Source organism: Anaerofustis stercorihominis DSM 17244 (assembly GCF_000154825.1).
Taxonomy (GTDB): domain Bacteria; phylum Bacillota; class Clostridia; order Eubacteriales; family Anaerofustaceae; genus Anaerofustis; species Anaerofustis stercorihominis.
The window spans coordinates 650,995-677,461 of record NZ_DS560019.1; the positions used below are offsets into that span (position 1 = coordinate 650,995).

25 protein-coding genes are annotated in these 26,467 nt (G+C 33.1%); 13 read left to right on the forward strand and 12 right to left on the reverse strand.

Annotation, left to right across the window (positions count from 1 at the left end; translation table 11 throughout):
* Window positions 1–137: 137 nt before the first annotated feature.
* A complete protein-coding gene (locus ANASTE_RS07835) occupies window positions 138–1,742 on the reverse strand; it encodes a ClC family H(+)/Cl(-) exchange transporter (RefSeq protein WP_242648107.1) in 1,605 nt (534 codons plus the stop codon).
* 230 nt (window positions 1,743–1,972) lie between these two features.
* On the opposite strand from ANASTE_RS07835, the gene ANASTE_RS11485 reads away from it, so the two are divergent.
* On the forward strand, window positions 1,973–2,635 hold the full coding sequence (locus ANASTE_RS11485) for a hypothetical protein (RefSeq protein ID WP_007050463.1): 663 nt from the start codon (window positions 1,973–1,975) through the stop codon (window positions 2,633–2,635).
* 15 nt (window positions 2,636–2,650) lie between these two features.
* Window positions 2,651–5,239 carry an ATP-dependent chaperone ClpB gene (gene clpB / locus ANASTE_RS07845; protein WP_007050464.1) on the forward strand — a complete coding sequence of 863 codons (2,589 nt, stop codon included), beginning with the start codon at window positions 2,651–2,653 and terminating at the stop codon, window positions 5,237–5,239.
* Window positions 5,240–5,330: 91 nt separating this feature from the next.
* Here clpB and ANASTE_RS07850 read toward each other — a convergent pair whose 3' ends face one another.
* The 6 genes from ANASTE_RS07850 to ANASTE_RS07875 form a co-directional block, all read right to left on the reverse strand.
* Window positions 5,331–5,909 (reverse strand): DUF6434 domain-containing protein, encoded by a 579-nt coding sequence (locus tag ANASTE_RS07850; protein WP_007050465.1) that lies wholly within the window; start codon window positions 5,907–5,909, stop codon window positions 5,331–5,333.
* Window positions 5,910–5,930: 21 nt separating this feature from the next.
* Window positions 5,931–6,398, reverse strand: a complete 468-nt coding sequence (locus ANASTE_RS07855; protein ID WP_007050466.1) for a hypothetical protein — start codon at window positions 6,396–6,398, stop codon at window positions 5,931–5,933.
* 53 nt (window positions 6,399–6,451) lie between these two features.
* Entirely contained in the window at window positions 6,452–7,051 is a 600-nt protein-coding gene (locus ANASTE_RS07860) for a class I SAM-dependent methyltransferase (protein WP_278183687.1), read from the reverse strand.
* A gap of 117 nt (window positions 7,052–7,168) precedes the next feature.
* On the reverse strand, window positions 7,169–7,522 hold the full coding sequence (locus ANASTE_RS07865; protein ID WP_007050468.1) for a PqqD family protein: 354 nt from the start codon (window positions 7,520–7,522) through the stop codon (window positions 7,169–7,171).
* Entirely contained in the window at window positions 7,512–9,455 is a 1,944-nt protein-coding gene (locus tag ANASTE_RS07870) for an OPT family oligopeptide transporter (protein ID WP_007050469.1), read from the reverse strand. Before ANASTE_RS07870 ends, ANASTE_RS07865 begins: the two co-directional genes overlap by 11 nt.
* A 149-nt stretch (window positions 9,456–9,604) precedes the next feature.
* A complete protein-coding gene (locus ANASTE_RS07875) occupies window positions 9,605–10,984 on the reverse strand; it encodes a PTS galactitol transporter subunit IIC (protein ID WP_007050470.1) in 1,380 nt (459 codons plus the stop codon).
* A 213-nt stretch (window positions 10,985–11,197) separates the two neighbouring features.
* On the opposite strand from ANASTE_RS07875, the gene ANASTE_RS07880 reads away from it, so the two are divergent.
* Window positions 11,198–11,620, forward strand: coding sequence for a PPC domain-containing DNA-binding protein (locus tag ANASTE_RS07880; RefSeq protein WP_039945378.1), 423 nt, complete (start codon window positions 11,198–11,200; stop codon window positions 11,618–11,620).
* A 47-nt stretch (window positions 11,621–11,667) separates the two neighbouring features.
* Here ANASTE_RS07880 and ANASTE_RS07885 read toward each other — a convergent pair whose 3' ends face one another.
* Both ANASTE_RS07885 and ANASTE_RS07890 read right to left on the reverse strand, forming a co-directional pair.
* Complete coding sequence (locus tag ANASTE_RS07885; RefSeq protein ID WP_007050472.1) at window positions 11,668–13,227, reverse strand: ABC transporter permease/substrate-binding protein; 1,560 nt, start codon at window positions 13,225–13,227, stop codon at window positions 11,668–11,670.
* Window positions 13,227–14,375 carry an ABC transporter ATP-binding protein gene (locus ANASTE_RS07890; protein WP_007050473.1) on the reverse strand — a complete coding sequence of 383 codons (1,149 nt, stop codon included), beginning with the start codon at window positions 14,373–14,375 and terminating at the stop codon, window positions 13,227–13,229. Before ANASTE_RS07890 ends, ANASTE_RS07885 begins: the two co-directional genes overlap by 1 nt.
* 259 nt (window positions 14,376–14,634) lie before the next feature.
* Between ANASTE_RS07890 and upp the strand changes: the two genes are divergently transcribed.
* The gene (gene upp / locus ANASTE_RS07895; protein WP_007050474.1) at window positions 14,635–15,264 is read left to right on the forward strand and encodes a uracil phosphoribosyltransferase; all 630 of its coding nucleotides are present in this window, start codon (window positions 14,635–14,637) and stop codon (window positions 15,262–15,264) included.
* Between the two features lie 27 nt (window positions 15,265–15,291).
* Here the strand turns inward: upp and ANASTE_RS07900 are convergent, their stop codons facing one another.
* The 3 genes from ANASTE_RS07900 to ANASTE_RS07910 all read right to left on the reverse strand — a co-directional run bounded on the left by ANASTE_RS07900 (window position 15,292) and on the right by ANASTE_RS07910 (window position 17,776).
* On the reverse strand, window positions 15,292–15,786 hold the full coding sequence (locus ANASTE_RS07900) for a pyridoxamine 5'-phosphate oxidase family protein (protein WP_007050475.1): 495 nt from the start codon (window positions 15,784–15,786) through the stop codon (window positions 15,292–15,294).
* Between the two features lie 9 nt (window positions 15,787–15,795).
* Complete coding sequence (locus tag ANASTE_RS07905; RefSeq protein WP_007050476.1) at window positions 15,796–16,629, reverse strand: pyridoxamine kinase; 834 nt, start codon at window positions 16,627–16,629, stop codon at window positions 15,796–15,798.
* A 109-nt stretch (window positions 16,630–16,738) separates the two neighbouring features.
* Window positions 16,739–17,776, reverse strand: coding sequence for a zinc-binding dehydrogenase (locus tag ANASTE_RS07910; protein WP_007050477.1), 1,038 nt, complete (start codon window positions 17,774–17,776; stop codon window positions 16,739–16,741).
* Between the two features lie 214 nt (window positions 17,777–17,990).
* On the opposite strand from ANASTE_RS07910, the gene ANASTE_RS07915 reads away from it, so the two are divergent.
* The 9 genes from ANASTE_RS07915 to ANASTE_RS07955 all read left to right on the forward strand — a co-directional run bounded on the left by ANASTE_RS07915 (window position 17,991) and on the right by ANASTE_RS07955 (window position 26,464).
* Window positions 17,991–19,985 carry a BglG family transcription antiterminator gene (locus ANASTE_RS07915; protein WP_007050478.1) on the forward strand — a complete coding sequence of 665 codons (1,995 nt, stop codon included), beginning with the start codon at window positions 17,991–17,993 and terminating at the stop codon, window positions 19,983–19,985.
* A 74-nt stretch (window positions 19,986–20,059) separates the two neighbouring features.
* Window positions 20,060–20,359 carry a PTS sugar transporter subunit IIB gene (locus ANASTE_RS07920; protein ID WP_007050479.1) on the forward strand — a complete coding sequence of 100 codons (300 nt, stop codon included), beginning with the start codon at window positions 20,060–20,062 and terminating at the stop codon, window positions 20,357–20,359.
* 11 nt (window positions 20,360–20,370) lie between these two features.
* A complete protein-coding gene (locus ANASTE_RS07925; protein ID WP_007050480.1) occupies window positions 20,371–21,642 on the forward strand; it encodes a PTS transporter subunit IIC in 1,272 nt (423 codons plus the stop codon).
* Window positions 21,643–21,655: 13 nt separating this feature from the next.
* Window positions 21,656–22,090, forward strand: coding sequence for a PTS sugar transporter subunit IIA (locus tag ANASTE_RS07930; protein WP_007050481.1), 435 nt, complete (start codon window positions 21,656–21,658; stop codon window positions 22,088–22,090).
* Between the two features lie 13 nt (window positions 22,091–22,103).
* Window positions 22,104–22,721 (forward strand): class II aldolase/adducin family protein, encoded by a 618-nt coding sequence (locus ANASTE_RS07935; protein ID WP_007050482.1) that lies wholly within the window; start codon window positions 22,104–22,106, stop codon window positions 22,719–22,721.
* 10 nt (window positions 22,722–22,731) lie between these two features.
* On the forward strand, window positions 22,732–23,121 hold the full coding sequence (locus ANASTE_RS07940) for a VOC family protein (protein WP_007050483.1): 390 nt from the start codon (window positions 22,732–22,734) through the stop codon (window positions 23,119–23,121).
* An 880-nt stretch (window positions 23,122–24,001) separates the two neighbouring features.
* Window positions 24,002–24,763 carry a DeoR/GlpR family DNA-binding transcription regulator gene (locus tag ANASTE_RS07945; RefSeq protein ID WP_007050484.1) on the forward strand — a complete coding sequence of 254 codons (762 nt, stop codon included), beginning with the start codon at window positions 24,002–24,004 and terminating at the stop codon, window positions 24,761–24,763.
* A gap of 61 nt (window positions 24,764–24,824) precedes the next feature.
* Window positions 24,825–25,118, forward strand: coding sequence for a PTS sugar transporter subunit IIB (locus ANASTE_RS07950; RefSeq protein WP_007050485.1), 294 nt, complete (start codon window positions 24,825–24,827; stop codon window positions 25,116–25,118).
* Between the two features lie 77 nt (window positions 25,119–25,195).
* A complete protein-coding gene (locus ANASTE_RS07955; protein ID WP_007050486.1) occupies window positions 25,196–26,464 on the forward strand; it encodes a PTS galactitol transporter subunit IIC in 1,269 nt (422 codons plus the stop codon).
* Window positions 26,465–26,467: the final 3 nt, after the last annotated feature.

A 26,467-nucleotide genomic window follows, 5' to 3' on the forward strand; every position in this document is an offset into this window, starting at 1 on the left:
TTATTTGGTAAAATTTCTCTATATAAATCGTATAAATATTGTAAAATGACAAAATCAAAAAGTATATAGAATATTCTTAAGTTTTACGATGACTTTACCAACATTTTACTTTTGACTATAAAAATAAAAAACACCTATTAGGTGTTTTTATTATCTATATATTTTTTCTTTTTATCACAACACATCTCTGTAAGTATCTCATTCATATAATCCATTTCTCCCTCATTTATCAAGACGGTAATAAAATCACCGGCTTTGATCCTGTTATAACCTCTCGGTATAAACTCATGATGTCCTCTCTCGATTGCAACGACCAGACAGTTATGAGGCCACTCTATCTCATTCAATTTTTTATTGTCCACTTCACTGTCAAAAGTAACATTATAAGTTATAAGCATAGTCTCATCGGAAGGATCTGCAAGTTTTGTTCCCTGCTTTTCCAAGATACCTTCAAGCAAACTGGAATAAATCGGTTCGCTTTTACATAAATAAGCTACCACATATGCAACAACGCTTACCAAGCTTATGGATATCATATGCTCAAGAGAACCTGTCATTTCCGCAATCAGTATTATCCCGGTAATAGGTGCTCTTACCGTAGCGGCGAAAAATCCTGCCATAGCAAGTATAATAAACTTATCCATAAAAATATCGTTTACTCCCAAAGAACTTATACAAACGATTCCGAAACTTGCACCTATAAAAGAACCGAGAACGAGCAAAGGATAAAATATACCTCCGGGAGCTCCCGAACCGAAACAGATAACGGAATATAAAAATTTTATAATAAGCATCGTAAGAAGTGCGGATAAAACAAAATTATTTTTTACAAGTATATCTACCATCACACTTCCTCCCGCAAGTACTTTGGGATATACTAATGCAAATACTCCCGCAACTAAAAACGGAATGATAATCCTGTATTCCGGTTTTATCATCTTTAATTTAGCATAAAGCTTTTGCCCTTTAACCATGCACTTATTATAAAAAGCGCCGGATACTCCGACTATTATCCCCAGGATTATAACAAGCCCGTAAAGAGTGAGAGGTATAGGGGTAGAGCTGTTATATTGAAAGACAGTAGACAGACCAAAAACACTTTTGGCAAGGAAATCGGCAGTTACAGCCGCCGTCATTACACTGACTATTACACGTCCGTCAAAATTTTTGTGTATTTCCTCCAATGTAAACATCACGCCCGCCAAAGGTGCATTGAACGCCGCGGCAAGTCCCGCACCCGCACCGCAGGATATATAAGTCTTTTCTTTTGTTTTTCCCTTTTTTTGAACCTGAGCGAGTTTTTTACCTGCCATTGCACCAAGCTGTATGGAAGGGCCTTCTCTTCCGAGGGATAAGCCTCCTACTATACTAAGTGTCCCTCCTATTATTTTTGCTATGATTACTTTAACGGGATTTTGAGACAGATAGCCTTTCATTTCTCCGCTTACCTGAGGGATACCGCTACCAGATATCATAGGCTCCCATTTTACAAGTTTGCCTACAATAATCGCCAGCACAGTCAAAAATAACATCCATAAAATTATTTTAACTACATCTCCGTGAATATAATCTACGGCGAAGAATAAAAGCTTCTCAGCCTTTGTTAATAATAATCTATAAATAATTGCGACCAAGCCTGCAACGATACCTATTAAAAAACCTTCAATAATAAACTCGATTTGTGAACGTCCTTTTTTGTTATGTAATCTTGTCTTTATATTCTTAGCCATTACATCGTTCATTTTCATTCCTCTTTTCCAATTTTAATTATAATATAAAGACTTTTTATTGACAATATAAAACTTAATGACCAAACAGCTTATATAAATGAACTTTAAAGGAATAAATAATAAGGAAAAGAAAATTTATTTTATTAAAACTTTATTAATTTGTAATTAGAATTATATAATACCATTGACAAATTATATACATAGTTGTATAATTTTTAAAAATAAGGAAAGGTGAAGGTAAGATGGGAAAAAGTGTATATAGTTTAGTATTAATGGATGAAGTAGTCGATAAAGTAGATGAGGCGGCTTACCAGCTTGGAACAAGCAGATCCGGACTTATAAATCAAATCCTTGCGGATTATGTATCTTATACCACTCCGGAAAAACACGTCGAAGGCATATTCTCTTCATTGGAAAATATGTTTAAAGAAATGAATACTTTTCAAGTTTTAGCAAATCCGTCTCCTTATTACATGAATATAACAAGCTCTTTAAGATATAAATACAGACCTACAATAAAATACGGAGTGGAACTTTACGACAATTCCAAATATTCATTCGGGGAGCTTAAAGTGACTTTAAGAACAACGAATCAGACATTAATAAGAGATATGAATACTTTCTTGAATTTCTTTGCCAAGTTGGAAGAGAAATATATAAGAGGTATTTTGGAGGAAAATTTATGTTACAAGATAGAAGAAAAGAAATACACAAGACAGTTTGTAATGCCGAAAGAACAAGGTGTGGACAAGGTTGATCTGGGGGTACTTATCGGAGAGTACATTCAAGTTTTTGACAGCGTACTTAAAGTATTCCTAAATAATTTACCATATATAGAAGATGCATGTTCCGACGCAGAAAAAGAATATATAACTTTGATGCAAAAAGTACATGCGATTATTTAAGAGGAGGACAATATTATGAATGCAAATGATTATACGGAAAAATCGCTTCTCGCAATACAAAATGCACAAAACATCGCTATGGATAATAATAATTCTGTAATAGAAGCCGAACATCTGTTATATGCTCTGTTAGAAGATAACGGTGGATTAATAGGTGAAATTTTATCCAAAATGGGTGTAGACCTTAACGGATTAAAAAGAGAAGTAAAAAATAAAATCGACAGTTTCCCGAGAGTGTCGGGAGGAAATGAAAATAATTTATACGCAAGCAATAATCTAAACAGAGTTATAAATTTGGCTGAAAAGATTGCTAAAAATATGAAAGACGAATACGTTTCGGTAGAACATCTATTTCTGGCTTTATTTAATGAAGGAGGAAGCTTTATCAAAGACGTATTTAACAGATATAAAGTAACAAAGGAGATGTTTACAAAACAGCTATCCTTAGTGAGAGGGGGAAGAACAGTGACTAATCAAAATCCTGAAAACACATATAACGTACTTGAAAAATACGGTTCCGACTTGGTAGAACTCGCTAAAAACAATAAACTTGATCCTGTTATCGGCAGAGATGATGAAATAAGAAATGTTATAAGGATACTATCAAGGAAGACCAAAAACAACCCTGTATTGATAGGAGAACCGGGGGTTGGTAAAACGGCTATCGCTGAGGGCTTGGCTCTTAGAATAGTAAGAGGCGACGTGCCAAATAATCTAAAAGACAGAAGCATATTCTCTCTTGATATGGGCGCTTTGGTTGCCGGAGCCAAATTCAGAGGAGAATTCGAAGAGAGGATCAAAGCAGTTCTGGATGAAATCAAGAAAAGCGAAGGCAAAATAATATTATTCATCGATGAACTCCATACTATCGTCGGAGCAGGGAAGACCGACGGAGCAATGGATGCTGGTAATCTTCTAAAACCTCTTCTTGCAAGAGGAGAGCTTCACTGCATAGGTGCTACCACTTTGAATGAATACAGACAATACATTGAAAAAGACGCTGCTCTGGAAAGAAGGTTCCAGCCTGTAATGATAGGAGAACCTACTGTAGAAGATACCATAGCCATACTTAGAGGTCTAAAAGAAAGATATGAAATATATCACGGAGTAAAAATCACGGACCAAGCATTGATATCCGCCGCAACATTATCAAACAGATATATCACAGACAGATTTTTACCCGATAAGGCAATCGACTTGATCGATGAAGCCTGCGCTTTAATAAAGACCGAAATGGACTCCATGCCGACGGAGCTCGATGAAGTAAACCGAAAGATAATGCAGTATCAAATTGAAGCTACCGCACTTAAAAAAGAAAAAGATGAATTATCTAAAAAACGCCTTGAAGAAATAAACAAAGAAATTGCTGAACTTCAAAGTAAATTCAATGAAATGAAAGCTAAGTGGCTCAAAGAAAAGGATAATATAGGGAAAGCTCAGAGACTCAGAGAAGAGATCGACAAAGTAAATGTTGAAATCGAGCAGGCACAAAGAGTAAACAACCTCAATAAAGCAGCAGAACTTAAATACGGAAAGCTTCCCGATTTACAAAAGCAACTAAAAGAAGAAGAAGAAAAATCCAAAGAAAAGAATAATACTCTTTTAAGAGATAAGGTATCAGATGAAGAAATAGCTAAAATCGTTTCTAAATGGACACATATTCCGGTATCGAAACTCGTTGAAGGAGAAAGAGAAAAACTCCTTCATTTAGAAGATACACTTCACGAAAGGGTAATAGGTCAGGATGAAGCGGTAAGACTGGTATCGGACGCTATAATCAGATCTCGTGCAGGTATCCAAGATCCGTCAAAACCTATTGGTTCATTCCTGTTCCTAGGTCCTACAGGTGTAGGTAAAACAGAACTTGCCAAAACGCTCGCTTATACTCTATTCGATAATGAACAAAATATCATCCGTATAGATATGAGCGAATATATGGAAAAATTCAGTGTATCCAGACTAATCGGAGCACCTCCGGGATATGTTGGATACGATGAAGGCGGTCAGCTGACCGAAGCGGTAAGAAGAAATCCATACAGCGTGGTTTTATTCGATGAAATAGAAAAAGCTCATCCTGATGTATTCAATATACTCCTTCAAGTCCTTGACGACGGAAGAGTTACGGATTCACAGGGAAGAACTATAGACTTTAAAAATACCATCATCATTTTAACTTCAAACCTCGGAAGCGATTATTTACTGGAAAGCACCGAAAAATATGGTGATATTACAGATGAAACAAAAGATAATATAGATAAATTACTTAAAGCAAATTTCAGACCTGAATTTTTAAACAGGCTCGATGAAATAGTAATTTATAAACCACTTAAGAAAGACGAAATCTCTAAGATTGTAGATTTAATGCTTAAAGATCTTGAAAAGAGAATGGAAGATAAATTCTTACATTTAAATATTACAGATAAAGCAAAAGAATTTATAATAGATAACGGATACGACCCAATATTCGGAGCAAGACCTCTTAAGAGATTTATTCAAAGCAAAGTGGAAACTCTTATTGCAAAATCAATTCTTTCCAATAACTTTGAAAGCGGAACGACACTTACAGTAGATATTAAAGACGGAGCTTTAGCCGTAACATTCTAAATAAAAAGGACCTTACGGTCCTTTTTATTTTAATAATATATAAATAAATATTGTAAAAACTAAAACTTATCAACATATCCACATTTATAATTTATCTCTTTGTTAATATGTCTAAATCACTCTCTTCATACTTATTATGACCTTTTAAACTCTTTTTATATTTCCAGCATTTTATTGCGTCTTCAAGTGTTTTACCTTTATTATCGTTAAAAAAGTCTCTAATATATGTATTGTATTCAAACTGCTTATCTATCTTAGTCTTTCCTTTTTTCTTATCTTCCAATATTTTATAATAAGCTTCAACTGCTTCATGATAAGTTTTCCCGCTGTTGGATTTGAGCCACTTCTGAAATAAAACATTAAAAGAAAAGGAACTTCCTATTTGTTCTTTAAAGAATTTTCTATGATGTTCGGAGCAAACAAAGTTTTCCTCAATGATACTGTTTAAAGTTATTTTTTTGTTTAAATGACTTTTCTTTATTGCGGTTTTACTTTCTTTTTTCTCTCCCGTATCCAAATAATGACTTATCCTATCCGTAAGTTCAAGTTTACTCCCGGAAGTTTGCAGTCCTTCTTTTCTTAAAAAATTTACTAACTCTTCCTTCAAATAATAATAACTTTTAAATGTTTTACTATCTAAGTTTTTATTTAAATCCGGTCTTTCGCTCATAATAAGTTCCTTTTTAATTTATTATTGTAATTCTTTTAAATGCTTTAAATGTATTCCTATATGACCTATCCCGAGTATTATGGTTGAAATTATAAGCCATATTACTTTACCGTATATCCCAAGAAACAAAAATCCCAATATAGGAAGTGTTGCTCCGGCAACCGGAATACCAAACAGCGGGCTGTAAAAATCTTTTAATATTTTACTGCTCTTAAAATATCGAACCCACCAATATTCATAAAGAAGCATGAATATAAATGATACTATAAACCATATACTCCAAATCGAAAAAGTATGGATATTAAAATCTCTAAATATCAAAACCGTACAGCTCACCAAAACTTGACCTATTCGCTCAAACATTATAAATATTTTATTCTCGTTTTCAGAGTTATAACCTGCAGGCTGATTTTTGCTCCATATAATATTGGGGATAAAAAGCATAAGTAAATATATTAACCCCACATAAGAAAATCCTAAATGTCCCATATCATTTTCCTTTTTTCATATTTATATATCTTAACATAAATAAAATATATGTCTTACTTTTTTCCAAAATAATAAAATCCATTGGAAGTATGTCCGTTCATCGTTTTAAAAGTAACTCTTTCAAATTTCAATTTTTTATAATCCGAAAGTAGTTCTTTTATATAATCAACGTCATGATGTCTTAAAACAGCTCCCTCTTTAAGTTCAAAGACTCCGTAATTATCATATTTAGCCCTATAAGCATTATATCTATTTATATTTCTTTCATCATCATTCAGTAGAAAATCATTGACATATATTATTCCATTAGGTTTTAAGACCCTATAAATTTCTTGTATCAAATCCCTTTGGGTATCATCATCACTGATACATGTAAGAACGGCAAACAAAATCACAGAGTCGAAAGTGTCATTTTTATAAGGTAAATCTCCCTCATTAACTTCAAAATCAATATTGGGATTGTTAGCTTTTGCTCGTTTGATCATATTTTCGGAAAAGTCTACTCCATAAAGATTTTTATACCCAAACTCATACAGCTCACTTAACGTTCTTCCGTAACCGCACCCAACATCAAGGATTTTCATATCTTTTTTGACATAATTACTAAATTCATTTAAATCGAAAGGTGTTGTAAATTCTTTTTTATCTGCTATACTGTTCCAATACTCTTTTTGTTACATTTTTTACTCCTTTTAATTTTATATAATACCACTATTTATAAAAAAAGAACACATTTATATAAATGTGTTCTTTAAATTACTAATAATAATTTATTTCTTTTCTTTAACGTATCCGATAAATTGATTTTTAAATAATATCCTAAAAAACTCCGTCAGCCTCGGGATCAATGGTTCGGCTTCTTCTCCGAACTGTTCTTTAACAAGTAAACTTATTTCATAAATAGTTCTTTTTCCGTCCATTTGCTTCCATACAAAACTTCCGAATTCATCCAAATTGATATTACTTACCTTCGGACGTTTATAAATCTTTTGTGCGATTTTATTATAAAACCCTTTATGTTCCTGATGTATCACAACGATACCGTCTTTACGAACCGTAAACTCATGATCAGGGGCACAAATCGGGATATAATCCAAATAATTTTCGCTGTTTTTATTCTTCATTACTCTTAGCCTTCTTAAATAATGTTAATTTGAAGAATATAGCAATCAAAATCAAGAAGAATACTATACCACCTAAATTAGAATTTAAGAATGTTTGAGAACCGAAGTTTCCTAAGATTTCACCAAGGTTCGAACTTCCGCCTTTCATTGGGATTATAGCGAATACTGCAAGAAGGATACCTATAAGACCTTCACCTGCAATCAAACCGGATGAGAAAAGTACACCGTCTTCAACGACAGCTTTCTTCTTAGCTTCATCCATGTCTTTTTTCTTTTCAATAATCCAACGAATAGCTCCGCCAATCATCATAGGTACACTTAAATGAATAGGTAAGTATAGACCTACTGCAAAAGGAAGAACAGGAATACCAAGGATTTCAACAACGATACCTATAAATACTCCGACAAAAATCAAGTTCCATGGAAGGTTTCCGCCCATAACACCTTCTACAATCATCTTCATAAGAGTAGCTTGTGCAGCGGGAAGCTGAGTTGAACCATATCCCCATGCAGCATTTAATAAGTAAAGTATAGCACCGATTGCAACAGCAGACGCAACAACACCGATTAGTTCACCGATTTGCTGACGTTTAGGTGTAGCACCTACAATATAACCTGTCTTTAAATCCTGAGACGTATCTCCGGCTATAGCAGCTATGATACATATGACCGCACCGATTGCAATGGCTGCTATCATACCTTCTCTGCCGGTTTGACCGGTAAGTTTTAATAAAATACTTGCAATCAATACTGTGGCTATTGTCATACCCGATACCGGATTGTTACTGCTTCCGATAAGTCCGACCATACGAGATGATACGGTTGCAAAGAAAAATCCGAATACAACAATCATAAATGCAGAAAATAAGTTGATAGGTACTAGAGGAATCAGCCATAATATCAAGGCGAAAATAACTATTCCCGCAAGGATAAATGACATAGGTAAATCTCTGTCTGTTCTTAGAGTATCATTATCACTTGATGTTTTACCAAAGTCTTTTATAGCATCTTTAAATGTAGTAACTATAAGTGGCAATGATTTTATAAGACTTATAAATCCACCTGCGGCAACTGCTCCGGCACCTATATATTTAATATAGTTTGACCAAATTCCCATAGAACCAAGTTCAGCGTATATTTGACCTATAGTTTGAGAGGTAGAAGGGAAGAGTACTATATTGCTTCCAAAAAGTACTATCATTGGCATTAATACGAACCAGCCAAGAACACCGCCTGCAAATAAGTAAGACGAAATCTTTGTTCCGCAGATATATCCCACACCAAGAAGTGCAGGAAGAACATCCGCACCTGCTCCGGCTCCCGGATATGCAGGGATCTCATAGTGAACTTCACTTGGGAAAAGTTTAAGTCCGTCTGCGATAAACTTATAAAGAGCAGCTATACCGAGTCCTTTAAATACAAGACCGGCTTTTGCTCCGCCTTCTTCTCCCGCAAGAAGTACTTCCGCACAAGCTTGTCCTTCAGGATAAGGAAGGGTCCCATGTTCTTTAACGATCAATGCTTTTCTCAGCGGTACCATAAAGAGTACCCCCAAACATCCGCCGATTGCGGCAATAATCGCGATTTCAAGCAAAGAAGGGAATGCTGTTTTCCATTCGTTTGCCCATAAGAAAAGTGCAGGAAGGGTAAAGATAGCACCGGCTGCTACGGACTCTCCCGCAGAACCAATGGTCTGCACCATATTATTTTCAAGCACTGAATCTCTTTTAAGGATTACTCTGATAATCCCCATTGAAATAACCGCCGCCGGAATGGAAGCGGATACTGTCATACCTACTCTAAGTCCCAAGTAGGCATTAGCCCCACCGAACAATACAGCTATGATGATACCTAATATAATAGATGTCGCTGTAAACTCTGGCAATGTCTTTTCGGCAGGGACAAAAGGTTTAAAATTTTCTTGTTCCTTCATTTTCGATCTCCTTTGTTTAACATATGCCAGACTATTATAGCAAACAATTTCATAAAAATAAAATTTTTTTACAAATTATAATATTTCCACAACTAAAAAGTGCCAAGACTGGCTTATCTTGGCACTTTGATGTTTTTTTTAGATTTTATTTAATTTTCACTTACTTCTTTTGTCTTTTTAACTTGTTTTCTGATCCTGATACCATTTGCGATTGCACATACCAAACTCGTTACCGCAAAGAATATGGCAGCACCGTAAGATCTGAGTATTTCAGATACTTTAACCAGTATGAAGTTAAGTGGTGTAGATGCGTTTGATATACAGCTTACCAAACTAAAACCTTCCGGAAGCTGATAAGAAGCACTTAGCGCAGCCTGAGTAAATATAGGAGCGATGGCTGTGGATAAAAGTACACCGATTGCCATCATAGATATAGCTATAAGTAAACTTCTAAAAGCATTTTCATTACACATAGGTACAATCAAAGCCATTATGTATGGAGCAGAACCAAGGTCCGCAAAAGGAAGGAATTGATTGTGAGGAACGATCAAAGCAAGAAGTATGATTATAGGTGTGAGTATTAGTGCGGTAGCTATTGTTGTTGAATTACCCAGAGCAACAGCAGCATCCATACCTATATATATTTTACCTCTGTTTTTAAATTTCTTATTTACGATCACCTGAGCTCTTTCAGAAATAGGAGTAAGCGATTCTCCGAAATATTTTGCCATTGCAGGGATAAGAACAAGAGTAGCTCCGAGTGTAATGGCGATTAAAAGATATTTATCATAGGCTTTAATACCATATGCAAGTATACCTATCACAAGCCCGATAACAAAACCTATAATAAGCGGATCTCCGAGAACCCCGAGCTTTTCTTCCATTTTTTTAGCATTTATATCTATTTTGTTAAGCCCCGGTATTTTATCAATTATTTTATCCACTACGAATGAGATCGAAGCCAAAACTACAGTCATCGTATGAGGAAAGCTTATTCCATCCATCTTCGTAACTTTAGCGATTTTATCTGCCGTTAAGTCTGCAAGGACTAAAGCTATTACGAATTCGCAAACAGCCGCAAGAAGTCCCAATGCTACGGAAGAAGTAACTATGGCAACAAGTGAACCCGTAAACGCCAACTGCCAAAAGTTCCAAATATCGATATCTGCGGTTTGTGTAAGATTAAAGATCAGCATGACTACATTTACAAGAAGACAAACCGGAATAATAATTGCTCCTACTTTTGTTGAAAATGCAATCTGAGCTGCTGTAGGCCATCCGACATCAAGGATATTTAAATTTAAATTAAGATTTTCCACCATTTGCTGTGCGGCCGGTCCGATAGTATTTCCAAGCAAATTGATTACAAGATTTATCCCTATAAAAGCAACTCCCATGGTAAGACCGGATTTAAGTGCTTTTCCAAATCCCGTACCCAGGCAAAGAGCGATGACAAAAATAATTATAGGCATCATAACACTTGCGCCAAGGTTAGAAAGGATATCAAAAAAACCTAGTATGTAACTCATAACGTACCCCCTAAATGAATATTTATTAATTTTATTATATACTCTTTTTTATATGCAGTCAAAGAAAACATAATAATGAATTAAATTAATTGTTAGAGTTTTATTTATATTTGATTAAATATACATTAAGAATCAAACACTTGCTTGTTCTTTTATTTTAGAAGAAGTATAATTATGATAGCATTAAATAATTTCTTGAGGGGAGAGATTAAAATGGAATTTAGAAAATTTAAAGAAAAATACATAATCAGACTCAATAAAGGAGATGAAGTAATATCCAGTATAACGGATTTATGCAGGAAAGAAAATATTAAGCTGGGAAGTTTCGTTGGACTCGGGGCTGCAAGTAAAGCAACGATAGGATTATACGATACCGAAAATAAATTATATCATCAAACCACCATGGAAGAACCTATGGAAATAACTTCCCTTGTCGGCAATATTTCAACATTTGACGATGAAGTCTACTTGCACGTACATATAAATCTTTGCAATAAAGATATGCAGATTTTCGGAGGACACTTAAATGAATGCATCATCTCCGCTACCAGTGAAATCACACTTCTTAATATAGAAGGAAAAGTTGAAAGAGAATACGATGAAGAAACCGGACTTAATTTATATAAATTCTTATAATAAAAAATCTCATAGAAAATTCTATGAGATTTTTGTTTTTTCTAAAACTATTTTATAAGCCCTTTTGATAATAAGAATTCATGAGCAACATCTTTAGCTTTTTTACCCTCTACATCTACTTGATAATTAAGGTCAATCATTACATCTTCATTTAGATATTTTGACAATTTTTCCATTAATCCTTTTACTTCGGGACACTCTTCATTAACCGTATCATTTACTACAGGTACGGCTTCGTATCTAGGGAAAGCCCCTTTATCATCTTCAAGTACAACAAGGTCATACTTCTTTAACAGTCCGTCAGTGGAATAAGCGTCAATCACATCACAGTTCTTATTTTTAAGAGCTGTATATCTAGGAGAACCGTCTATAGGAACCACTTCTTTAAAGTTCATCCCATAAGTCTTTTGAAGTGATTTATAACAGTCCTTCCTTTCCATAAATGTTAAAGTAGGTGATAAAGTAAGTTTATCCGCAACTCTTTCAAGGTCACTGAACTTCTTCAAATTATACTTTTTAGCCGTATCTTTTCTTACCGCCAATGTATAAGTATTATTAAAGTTCAAACTATCATAAACATTTAAATTATATTTGGATTTCATTTCTTTTTTGCATGTATCAAGAACTTTTTTCATATCATTTATATTTTCATGTGCCAGTACACTTCCAAACAATGTACCGGTATAATCGATATACATATCTATATCACCGGATTTCATTGCGTCAAGAACGATACCGCTTGCACCCAATGACAACGATTGTTTAACATTTATATCCGTATTTTCTTCTATAAGTTCTTTTGTCATGTAAGAAAGAACTTCCTGTTCGGTAAAGTCCATAGAACCTAAATTTATAGTTTTCCCTCCGGAACTTTGTTTAAAGTTATAAAAACTTCCAAAAATCAAGGCTATGCAAGTAAGTATTATAACTATATTATCAAAATTCTTCTTAAATTTGCTTGTAGGATTGGAAAGTTTCATATTCTTAGGTATCAATTTATTTTCAAATATACCAAAAATATAATCTATAAATAACGCTAAGAAACAAGCCGGTATGGCTCCGGATAATATTTGATTGTTATTAACTGTCCTAATTCCGGCATATACCAAATAACCAAGTCCGCTTGCACCTATAAATGCGGCAAGGGTCATAAGTCCTACGGCACTTACAGCACTTATCCTTACTCCAGCAAGAATTACCGGAAGAGCAAGAGGAAACTGGACTTTATATAATATCTGCAGCTTAGTGAGCCCTATACCTTTTGCAGCTTCCAAAGTATCCGAGTTTACATTCGATAGCCCTGCATAAGTATTCTTTACTATAGGAAGAAGCGAATATAATATAACCATTATAATTGCAGGCTTTGTACCGATACCCACAAATGGAATTAAAAAGCCGAGCAATGCCATTGAAGGAATAGCCTGGATTATATTGGTAAGAGCCATTATAGGTTTCTTAGCAGGTTTCACATAGGAAATCAAAATACCTAAAGGAACGCCTATTACTATTGAAGCTATGATAGCTATAAAAGTAAGCTCAATATGTTTTATAAACAAATCTAATATGGTAGAAGCATTAGCCGAAAAATAATCTATAAATCCACTCATTATTCTTCATCCTCGCTTTCATCATATTTTTGTTTAAGTGCGGTAAATAATATACTCTTTGTGATAAGCCCCACTAATTTATTATCCTTGTCAACAACGGGAATAGTATATATATTTGTTTCATCGGTCTTATTAAGTACATCTATTATAGAATCTTCCGGAGAAACGTATATAAAGTTTATATGATATTTTTCTTTGTGTCTGTTTAATACTTCTCCAACGGTCAAATCTTTATTTCTTTCTTTCAATGCTCGTCTGGCATCCAAAAGACCCAAAAATTCTCTTTTCCTGTTTATGACTATAATACTGTCAATTTTTCTATCCGCCATAATAGTACCGGCTTTAAAGCATTTTAAATTATCAAAACACGTTACAGGATTATCCATCATGATATCTTCTGCTCTTATAAGTTCAGGAGATTCCCATATCCTTTTTTTACCTATGAAATTCTGTACAAAATCATTTGCAGGATGTTTCAATATATCTTCAGGAGAAGCATACTGCTGTATCCTTCCTTCATTTATAAGACATATCCTATCTGCAAGTTTTATTGCTTCGGAAATATCATGAGTAACAAAAACAATTGTTTTCTTTACCCTTGATTGGATTTCCAATAGTTCATCCTGTAGATTATTTCTTGTAATAGGGTCGAGCGCACTGAAAGGCTCGTCCATAAGTATGATATCCGGATCATTTGCAAAAGCCCTCGCAACACCTATCCTTTGCTGCTGTCCGCCGCTCATCTGCGTAGGATATAAGTCTAGATATTCATCTGCTTCAAGACCTATCATATCGAGAAGCTCATAAGTCTTTTTATTTATCTTCTCTTTATCCTTTTTTTGTAGCTTTGGTATAAGCTCTATGTTTTCTCTTACCGTCATATGAGGAAACAATCCGGTTTGCTGGATTACATAACCGATTTTTCTTCTCAGCTCAATATCATTTATCTTGCTTATATCATCATCGTTAATGCTTATTTTACCCTCTGTCGGAGTTATGAGTTTATTTATCATCTTTAGGATCGTAGTTTTCCCGCAGCCGCTAAGGCCTAATAAACAAACAAATTCACCATCTTCGATTTCAAATGAGACGTCCTTCAGTACTGATTTTTTCTTGTACGATTTGGAGACATCTTCAAATTTAATCATTTAATTACTCCCTTTCCATAAAATGTTATTTTTTTACATATATATTATAATTATCCTACTTTAACATTAAATAAAACTTAAATAAATATGAATATATAATTATAATTTTATTTAATAATTACATATCTATATTATTAATCATATAACATAATACAAATTTAGTCAAATTATGTAATATTCTTAAATAATAATGATACTGTTTGATTTATACTTTATTTTAATATAAAATAAATAACAGAATAACAACGAGGTAATATATATGTCAAAGATAGTAATAGTTGAACACCCTATAATCAAGGATTATTTAAGTAAGATAAGGAATAAAGAAACAAATACAAAAGAATTCAGAAATGCAGTAAAACAGCTTTCCGTATTGATTGGATATGAAGCGACAAGAAATTTAAAGACACAAAACATCAAGGTTCAGACACCATTATGCATGACACAATGCGAAGAACTTGTTAATGAAGATATAACCATAGTTCCCATTCTTCGAGCAGGTCTCGGTATGCTTGAGGGCATGCTGGAACTTTTACCAAGCGCAAGGGTAGGTCATATAGGGCTGGAAAGAAACGAAGAAACCTTAAAACCACGAGAGTATTATTTTAAAATGCCGGGGAATTATGAAACCATGCAAACATTTGTAATAGACCCTATGCTGGCTACCGGAGGATCAGCCGTAGATGCAATAGATAAGATAAAAGAAAAAGGAATAAAAAATATTACATTTATATGTGTGATAGCAGCTCCGGAAGGGGTAGATAGACTCAAAGAAGCACACCCTGATATAAATATTTATATGGGTACATTAGATGATCATTTAAACGAAAAAGGATATATCGTCCCGGGACTCGGAGATGCGGGGGATAGGATTTTCGGAACACTATAAAATAAGGGACTAACTTTAGTTAGTCCTTTATTCATCTTTACCATATTTTAACTCTTTTCCGTCAGAGCCATATTTTTTTCTTTTCCCATAAATCTCTTCTATTTTTATCTTTATGACATTGGTTCTATGTAAACTTCTGTTAATAGCATTATCAAAGTTTTCCATATTAGATAAAGCATATCGCTTACATATCAATTTAAGTGCATGAATTTTCTCATCCTCGTCTGTAACCAAAGCCCCTTTTCCATTCACGACAGCACTTTCATATTCCAAAGTAAAATCCACAGGTCTTGGTTTACATTTACTTACCGCAGTTAATGTAATATTATTATTCTTATTTAAAATATCTATCTTACTTCCTTCAAAAGCACAATGAAAATATAAAACATCATTATCTCTTACTATCGAAACCGGTACAGAATAAGGTTTATCTTCATTCACCATGGATAAAGTGACAAAAGGAGCTTTATCAAGCACACGAAGAGCAAAGTCTTTATTCATTTCTCTGTCTTTTCTTCTCATTTTATTCTCCTATTTTAAAAACTGCAAATTATCTTCTATATTCATTCCTTTTCTCTTATCAACAACTATCTTTTCATCTTTTTCCATAGCTTTTCTGACAAAGTCTGAAGCTATTTTACAAGCCTCTTTAAGAGTTTTACCCTCCAAAACTTTTCCTACCATGACACCAGAAAATACATCTCCGGTTCCCGGAAATCTTACATTTATATAATCGTAAGGTACAGAAAAATATTCATCTTCAGAGTAAGAATAACCTTCTATGGAATAATTGCCACTTTCTTTATTTTTAACACTTGTTATCACCACAGATTTTGAACCCAGTTTTCTGAATTCATCGATATATTCTTTTATTTCATGACTATCAAGTTCATCCTTTTTCATTTCATCATAGAGTATAAAAGAAGCTTCGGTAAAATTCGGAGTAACGATATCCGCAAGGGCACACATTTCCCTCATATTCTTAACTACATTTTTACTAAGTCCCAAATATAAATTACCGTCATCTCCCATTATCGGGTCGACCATAACCAGAGGATCATTCTCTTTGTTATCACTTATTATCTTTTCTATCAATCCGACTTGCTCATCGGAATTTATAAATCCGGTACAGATAGCATCAAATTTAAAACCAAGTTCGTCCCATATACCGATAGTCTTTTTCATATATTCGCTCATATCGAGTATTTCGAATAGTCCGTAATCAAGAGTATTCGAAACTATTGCAGTAGGAAGATTATGCACCCTAAAACCCATTGAAGATACAATAGGCATCATAGCCGACAATGCAACCTTACCCACACCCGGCAAATCATTTATTAAAAGTATATCTTTATTCTTATCCATTTTATGCTCCTTTTGCTTATGTATTTATTGTAGATTATATAACTTTTACACTTCTTTTATCAACACAATCTTATAGAAAACAAATAAAAAGGAGGTATAATCCTCCTTTTTATGGTACTAAAACTATTTTAATCGCTTCTCCTGCTTTTGCAATATTTAATGCTTCATCAATATCTTTCATAGGCATTACTTTGGTAATAAATTTTTCCGGAGTAAACTCCTCTGAAATTGCCAGTCTAAATGCTTCCTGCTGATCCTTTACATTTGCACCGAAATGTCCGTAAATCCATAAGTTATTATAATGAATTATATTTGTATCAAGAGGAGTTAATGTACCTTTAGGAACACCGCCAAAGAATGTAATTACTCCGCCGTTCCTTGCCATTTCCAGCGCCTGCTGCTGTGTTTTAACTACGGGAGTAGCAGAAATAACATGATCGGCACCTTTTTTATTTGTTATCCTCTTAACTTCTGCTATCGGATCTATTTCCAAGCTGTTAATTATATAATCCGCTCCCAGTTCTTTTGTAGTATTAAGCCTGTTTTGAGCTATATCTATTGAAATAACGGTTTTGGCACCTCTGAGTTTTGCCAGGCGAACATGAAAACAACCTATAGGTCCCGCTCCTATAATTACTACCGTATCACCGAATTTTATATTTAGTTTTCTTTGACAAGAATAAACCGAAGACAAAGGTTCTCCAAGTGTAGCATATTCATATTTTATGTCTTTTGGTATTTTAGCCCACATTTTTGCTTTTAATACTCTTCCTGATACTGCCGCATATTCTGCAAACCCGCCGATTTCAGGCTCTTTTATATTTTGACATTGTTCGCTTCTTCCGTCTATGCAAGCTTCACACTCCATACAAGGTACCGGTCTTGGGCTGAATATCCTATCTCCTATTTCAAAACCTGTACACTCCGCTCCTATTTCAACTATTTCACCGACTTCCTCATGACCATATACAAACGGATAATTACCTTTTTTCGAATCGGTTGTCAAATTTCTGATATCCGAACCGCAAAGCCCCACAGCCTTCACTTTAATTAAAAATCCGTCTGTTGGACATTCCGGTTTTTCTATTTTTTCATATCTGATATCGTTTGGTCCGTACATCAAAAGAGCATTCATCATTTCTTTCATAAGTTTTCTCCTTCTTTTTCCTTTTTATAATTTTAGACTACATAAGAAAATAAGTATGTTCAAGTCAAAAAGCTTTCTAAAATCACGGAAAAGGTTTTGTCTTGATTATTAATATAATTGAAATTATATTTAAATTAAGAAAAGCGAGATATAGACAGTAGTGAAAGAAAAACGGGTATAATAATAGTATTCAATCATACTTAAGGAGATAAATATGAAAAAACGAAGCTGTCAAATATTGGAACAACTATTATACAGAGGTAAAAATTATAAAATCGAAGAATTAGCAAAATATTATGATGTATCTCAAAAAACTCTTCAAAATGATTTTTCGGATATAAATACTTTTTTAAAAGAAATTAATATACCCCAATTAACAGTATTGAAAAGCGGAGAAATAAAATTATTTGATAAAAAATTTGATGAGTATACTATAGAAAAATTAAATAAACTCGGAAATATACAGTACATTATGGAAAAGAAAGAAAGAGTAAATTTAATAATAATTATACTGCTTAAAGAAAGCAAATTTATAACAATGAATCAACTGGCGGAAAAACTATGTGTTACAAGGATAACTATTCTTAACGATATGATAGAAGTAAATTTAAAACTTAACAAATATAATATAGAAGTTCTAAGCAAACCGGGAAAGGGAATAATAGCAGCTTATGATGAATATGATGCCAGATGTTTGATTACACATTTATTATTTGACAGTTACCATTCCAATGAAAGAGAAAGTAATATTTCAAATGTATATTTTATTAAACTAATTAAAGAAATTGAAAATAATTATACTTTGGAAAGTTTAAAAAATATATTGGATGAAATAATTATTGATAAAAAATATGATTTTAGAAATAGAGGTTATTATGCTATTTTATTCAGTTTATTTGTAATTTTAAACAGGAGATCCAACGAAATCACGTACATTGAAGAAAACAAAAGATATTCAAACAAAGAATATGATATCGCAAAGGAGATATATGAAATATTAACAAAAAAATTAGATATCATTCCAAATAAAAACGATATTCATTACCTTGCGGGATTTATATCAAATAAAGATATATTAAAACCTTTGATTAATGTAGATGACTATGTAGAGCTTCATACTACAGTAGCTACATTTTTATATAAAATTTCGGAACAATTGGATATAAGTTTATATGATGAATATTCTCTTTTTGAATTTTTAATAAAACATCTAAATGCAATGGCAATGAGAATAAAAAATGAAGAACTGCTGATTAATCCTATATATGAACAATTAAAAGAAAAATATGATTATGTCTTTAAAGCAGTAAAAGAAAATATAAGACTAATTGAAGATTTCTACAAATTAAAAATCGATAAAAATGAACTTTCATATATTGTAATGCATATATGTGCGGAAATAGAAAGAGAAACAACAAAAATGAGAAAACCTTCAATCTTAATAGTATGCCCAGAAAGCATGGCAGCGGGACAGCTGATTGCCGCACAGCTTGAAAAGTATTTCGACTTTAATATAAAAGCTATTATAACCGATAGTTATGAGATAAGCGATAATTTAAATATAGATTTTATTATTTCTACGGTAGTACTTCCAAGATTAAAATATCCAGTACTAATTATAAATACTATTATAGATGCAGAAGACTATAACAGAATTCAGACAATAATATTTTCTCTGATAAAGGACTACAAAAAATTAAAAAAAAGCATAGAAAATAAAGAAAGTCTTACTTTACCGGGGATTAAACATAGATTGTATCAGTCAATCAATCCCTCTTTGATAAAAATAACGGATGATATTACTTCATGGGAAGAAGTATTAAGGCAAGGTGGTGATTTACTGATAAATGCAGGATATGCTTCAAAAGATTTCAGTGATGATTTGATAAAAAGTGCAAATTTAAACGGACCGTATTTTGTGATCAGAAAGGGTGTCGGACTAGCCCATGCACTTTCAAAAGACAGTAATTATGAAAGTGCAATAAGCCTTACGGTTTTAAAAAACGGAGTAAAGTTTAATCATCCTTATAACGACCCCGTAAAACTATTATTCAGTTTAGTTATCAAAGATTCCAAATCTTATTTAAATATATTTAACGATGTTCTTAAATTAAGTACAAACAAGGATTTTACACATGGAGTAATTAATGCAAAAAGCGAGAAAGAAGTATATGACATAATAGTAAAAGAAAGTTTAAAACTGAATTAAATAAAAGTTCATGAATTTTATTTAATATATATTTATCAAAAAAGCGCTTGGATTAAACTTATAGGAGGAAAAAAATGAGCAAACATATCAATATCGTAGTTTCCTGCGGTACGGGAATGGCGACATCAACAATTGTAGAACAGGAAATCAAACAGATATTAAAAGAAGAAAACATTAATGCGAGTATAATAAAATGCTCTACTATGGCACTTGACTCTAATTTAGAAAATGCAGATGTAGTATTTTTATCAACAAATTATAAATTACCGGATACTGTAAAGTGGATGAGTGTATTTTCTCTTATCTCGGGGATAAATGAAGACGAAGAAAGAGATAAGATAAGAAAATTACTTCATGAAGTATCGGATAGTTAAGGAGGAATAAAATGGAACTTTTAACTAAAATAGTAAAAATAATTATAGATTCCGGCTACATTATTATGCTTCCGATTATGATAACAATAATAGGGGTCATATTTAGAATGAAATTCGGACATGCATTGAAAGCCGGATTAATGATAGGAATAGGTCTTCAAGGTATTAATCTTATTGCGGGATACATGATAGAATCACTGACTCCTGCTATAGAATTTTATCAAAAAATGAATTCAGGCACAGGTTTTCCTCTCTTGGATGTAGGATATGAGGTAGAATTCCTGCTTGACTGGTCGGTACCTTTCGCAGCTTTGGTTGTAGTGGTTGCAATTGTTTTAAATGTATTATTGATTCGTTTTAATATTACTAAAGTAATGAATGTAGATGTTTGGAACTTTGCAAACTTTATTACGGTAGGAGTTATTGCTTACTATATATCAAACAGTTTCCTTATAGGCTTGTTGGTTTGTGCGATTATGAGTGTTGTTACGCTGTTTTACGCACAGTGGATGGCTCCCAAATGGCAGGAGTTTACCGGGATTCAAGGGGTAACATGCAGTACATATTCAATGTCCTTAGTTTACCTGTGCGGAATAATTGTAAATAAAGTATTTGATATGATACCCAGACTAAATAAGCTGGACTTAAATATAGAACACTTAAGAGAAAAAGTAGGAATATTGGTCGATCCCGCAGTTCTCGGTTTCATCGTAGGAGCATTTTTGGGAATACTTACAAAACAGTCAATTCAAGATATTTTGATCCTGGGAGCCAAGCTTTCCGCGGCATTGGTACTTCTTCCTAAAATAGCAGGATTATTGATGGAGGGTTTAAATCCTCTCGGTGCCGGGATAAGAAAATATATGCAAAATAAAACCGGCGGAGAAAAAGAACTTATAATAGGTATGGATGTTGCAACCGGTATCGGAGAACCATGCGGAGTTACAGTTGCAGTACTAATAATCCCCGTAATAATATTATTAAGTTTTGTAGTACCGGGAATAAAGAGTTTTCCTGCAATGCTTCTGGGCGGAACGATTTACTGGTCTGTAATGGCTTCGATGGTTTCAAACGGAAACGTACTTAGAGCATTAGTCACAAACGCACTGTTTTTGGTAATAGCAATGATTGCATGTGCATACTTTGCTCCGCAGATAGGAATTATATTACAAAGTGCGGGCGTTGTCGACACTGCCGCAGGTCATACTTGTATAGGTCTTGCCGATAGGCTCGGAAGTATAATTATGCTCATAATAGGAAAATTTATGGGCTTTGGAGCGTAAGGATAGGTGAATTATGGATATTATGGTTATTGACGGTAACGTAAAAACTTGGGAAGAAGCCATATCACTGTCTGCCGATGCTTTATATGAACATAAATATGTAAAAGAAAGCTTTAAAGAAGCATGTATAAAAAGGGAGATCGAATTTCCGACCGGATTGCCCTGTAAATTCCCTGTGGCAATTCCCCATACAGACGCAGAACATGTCAATAAAGATTGCCTTTGCTTTTTGAGATTAAATCAAAATGTAAAATTTACCAGGATTGACGATAAACTAAAATCTGTAAACTGTAAAATGATAATAAATATGGCTTTAAGTAAAAATGAGAGCCAGGTCGAAATGTTAAGTAAATTAATAAAACTGATTAAAGATAATAATTTAATGGAAAATTGTTATTCTTTATCAGCAAGTAAAGCAGAAAAAGAATTAAGAAAAATTATAAAATAAAAGAGGTAATTATATGTTATTACAAAAAGAAAGACAACAAGTAAGAGAATATTGTATAAAAATGTTTGAAAGAGGATTGACAATAGGAACAAGCGGAAACATAAGTGTATTTAACAGAAACGAAGAATTGTATGCAATAAGTCCTTCCGATATGGATTATTATGAAGTAAAAGATGAAGATGTGGTAATAATGGATATAAACGGGAATGTGGTCGACGGAAAACAACGTCCTTCCTCTGAATTCAGGACACATCAAATATTTTATCAAAACAGAGAAGACGTAAATTCCGTTATACATAATCACGCAAAAGCCGCAACCGCAGTATCCTGTTTATATAAAGATGTTCCGCCTATACATGAAATGATAATCGTTAACGGCGGAGATGAAATTATTACTTCACCATTCACGAAATCAGGAGGACAGGAACTTGCCGATGTAGTTTTCAAAACCATGGGAGAACGAAACGGAATATTGGTCGGAAGTCATGGTATGGTCACTGTAGGAGCAGATGTTGGAGAGGCTTTATTTATAGCTGAAGAAATGGAATTTGTATGCGATATTTATTTAAAAACGGCACCTATTGGAGGGGCAAAAATTTTAACACATGAAGATGTAGTTTATTATAAATAGAGGTAACAATATGAACGAATTCGGTTATATAAGCATTCAAACAAAAAACGTAGATAAAACAGCTGATTTTTATATAGATAATTTCGGATTTGAAAAAGTTAAGAGATATGAAATAGAAGAAAACCAAGAAAAAACCATACTTCAATTTATAAAACTCGAAAATACATTATTTGAAATATTTTCAATATCAAATTCTGAAGAGGGAGAAAACGGTCCCTTTGCAATGATAGGCATATACGTCGACGACATAGAAAAAAAGATTAAAGAATTAAAAGAAAAAAATGTGGAAATAATTGATGAAACCCCTTGGAAAGGAAGTGAAGAGGGACAGCTGATAGCAGGTATCAGGGGAATCAACAAAGAACAAATTATGCTTGTACAAGGGAAGTTCCCGCTATAGGAAAATACTTAAAATTAAAATTGTTTAAAAAGGAGGGCAGCCTCCTTTTTATCTGCATACTTTTCCTTTTCCCTATTTAAGTCACTTGTTGCAAACAAAACATTTTTCTTAAGTTCTTTATTGAAATAAAAACATTATCAAATATATAATTTATAGGCATTATCTTAACATTTATCTTATATATTACAATCTTATTTTAATGCTATTTATTTAAAGACCCAACATAAGCAATATTTATACTTTTCCCGGGTAATATTCCATTGAGATTAATTATTTTTCCATTTACGATTTCTACTCTGCATTTAAAGATTTTAATATAATTAATACTCCCAAAACAAATATTAGTAAAGTTAAAAACACATTTATTAAATTATCACCTATTTTTATACTGTTAAAAATATCTGTACTCCAAATACTAAGTACATCTTTTTGTATTTATCTTTTATATAATTCATTTTCATTAAATTAATTTCTTTCAGTAGTTTATAATAGCCTTTTACTTTCAAACAAAATTTTTAGAATATTTAAAATGTTTCTTTTTAGACCAATAGTAAAAACTAATAATTTAAAAAAATATACAATCCTATACATCTTAGACTCTTTATAAAAACATTCTTGTTTTACTGATTTCGTTATTATCACTTACTTAGCATTGATTATATAAAATATATAATCAATATCAAATTGAATATAATGTGTAAAAATCCGTATATAACTTTTCTTTCCAACAGAAAGTAATATTATATGGTTTTCATTGCAAAAGAAATAAAACGTAATATAAATGCACGATAAACAACAAAAACAAACCTATTTTATTTACTTTTCTTTTCTTTTAGGTATAATTAAGGTAAAGAGAAAAGAAACAAAGGGTTAAATAGTTATGTATAAGAATAAAAGACAATACGCAATATTAGAATACATATACGAAAAGAAAGAAGCAACAGTAAATGAACTTTCAGAGAAATTTAATGTTTCTAAAGTAACTGTTCGAAAAGATTTGATCGAATTAGAAGAAAAAGGAAAGATAAAGAAAAATCACGGAGGAGCAATCCCCTCAGAAAATATATTTTTAAATGAAACACCTTACTATAAAAAGAATATGACCGCAATAAACGAAAAAAGAAAAATCGGAGCTCTTGCTGCAAAGTTGATACAAGACAAGCAAATAGTAATAATAGACAACGGTTCAACGACAAACGAGATAGCTTCATACTTGAATGATAAAGAAATCGTAGTAGTTACAAATGACGTAAGAATAGCGAATAAGCTTGCCACATATCCGAGTATGAGCGTTGTAATATGCGGAGGATATATAAAAACCCCGGGATATGCAATTTTCGGACCTATGGCAGAAGACCTTTTTAAACATACTTTAGCTGATATTTGTTTTTTATCAGTAGACAGTTTAAATATTAACGAGGGTTTATCTTATAACTTTTTAGACTCTGTAGCCGTAAAAAAACAAATGATAAAAAATGCAAATAAAGTAATTGTTCTATGTGACAGTTCCAAAATAGGAAAGAAATCTTTCGCAAAACTCTGCGATGTAGATAAAATAGATATAATCATAACAGATAAAATGGAACCTGATTTAAAGAAACGATTTGAAGAAAAAGGAGTCAGAGTTTTGATAGCCAAATAATTCAGCCAAATATATAAAAATTTTATATGTTTATATAACAAATTGAAAGGAGGTTTATATTGTGGCAGTAAATGTGGTAGTCGCATGCGGAAGCGGAATAGCAACATCGACAGTTGTCGAACAGCGTCTTAAAGATATAGCAGAGGATAATAATCTTGATATTAATCTTAAGAAAACATCTATAAGCGGTCTTGAGGGAATGCTCGCTGATGCGGATTTGGTTGTGGTAACCAGCAGGTATTCCAATGATGATGTAAAAGTAAAAATATTATCGGGGACATCTCTTCTAACGGGAATAGGAGAAGATATTTTTATCGATAAATTCGTTGAAGCAGTAAAAGAAATAAAAAAATAGATTTGTAAAAGGGAAAAAATATACAAATAAAAAAGGGAAAAATATTGTAATTTATAAGTTTTAATAAGGAGGATGTTATGGATACATTATTAACTATAGTAAAATATATTACAGATTCATTGGGAGCCATGGTAATCATGCCGCTATTCCTAATAGTACTGGGACTGGCGTTTAGAATGAAACCGCTAAAAGCATTTAGATCAGGTTTACTTGTAGGTATAGGGTTTCAGGGTATTAACTTGATTATAGGACTTTTAGGCAATGCAGTATCACCTGCAGCAACAGCATTGGCAGAAAAAGTAGGTCTTAACTTTAATATAATCGATGTAGGATTTCCTACCGTCGGAGCAGCCGCATGGGCAACACCTATTGCAGCTTTAGTTATTCCTATAGCTATTTTGATAAATGTAATAATGATTACATTAAAATTGACAAAAACACTTAATATAGACATTTGGAATATGTTTCATTTTATATTGGCAGGAGGGATAGCATACTTGATTTCCGGAAGTATAGCTGTTGGATTGGTAGTTTCAGCTATATTCTCTATTATCACACTGCTTCTTGCCGATTGGGACTCCAAAACATGGCAGGAATATTTCGGACTTGAAGGTACGAGCTGTAGTACGCTTGCTACAATGACCAGTGCAATATGTTCATGTATAGTAAATAAAATAATTGATCTTATTCCGGGTATCAGAGATTTTGATATAAATCCGGCAAAAATAAACAAATTAAAAGGAATAGGAGATCCTATGTTCTTAGGATTCTTTATAGGTATCGTATTAAGCTTACTAGGCGGACTTCCTTTGGATAAGGTCCTTAATACAGGCGTAGGTATTGCTGCAGCAATGGTTCTTCTTCCAAGAATGGTTTCACTATTAATGGAAGGTTTAGCTCCTATCTCAAGAGCTGCTTCTGATTTTACAAAGAAAAAACTCAAAGGAAGAACATTACTAATAGGTATGGACTGTGCTTTAGGTATAGGGGATCCTACAGTTATAGCAGCATCAACAATAATGATACCTTTCGCAGTACTTCTTGCAGTTTTACTTCCGGGCAATGGATTTTTACCTATAGTATCCCTAACGGGTTTAACATACTTCTGTGTTCCTGCGGCGGCATACTCTAAAGGGAACCTATTCAGGACCATTGTTACAATGCTTATATTCTACACTCTACATATATATGTTATCAATGCGATATGTCCTCTTGTTACGGGACTTGCAACATGGGCGGGAGTAGATTTACCTGCAGGCGCATCACTTATTGCAGGCGGTAATCCTGAACACGCATTCTTGTTATTAATAAAACCGATATTATCAATATTCGGACTAGCCGGCTAAGAG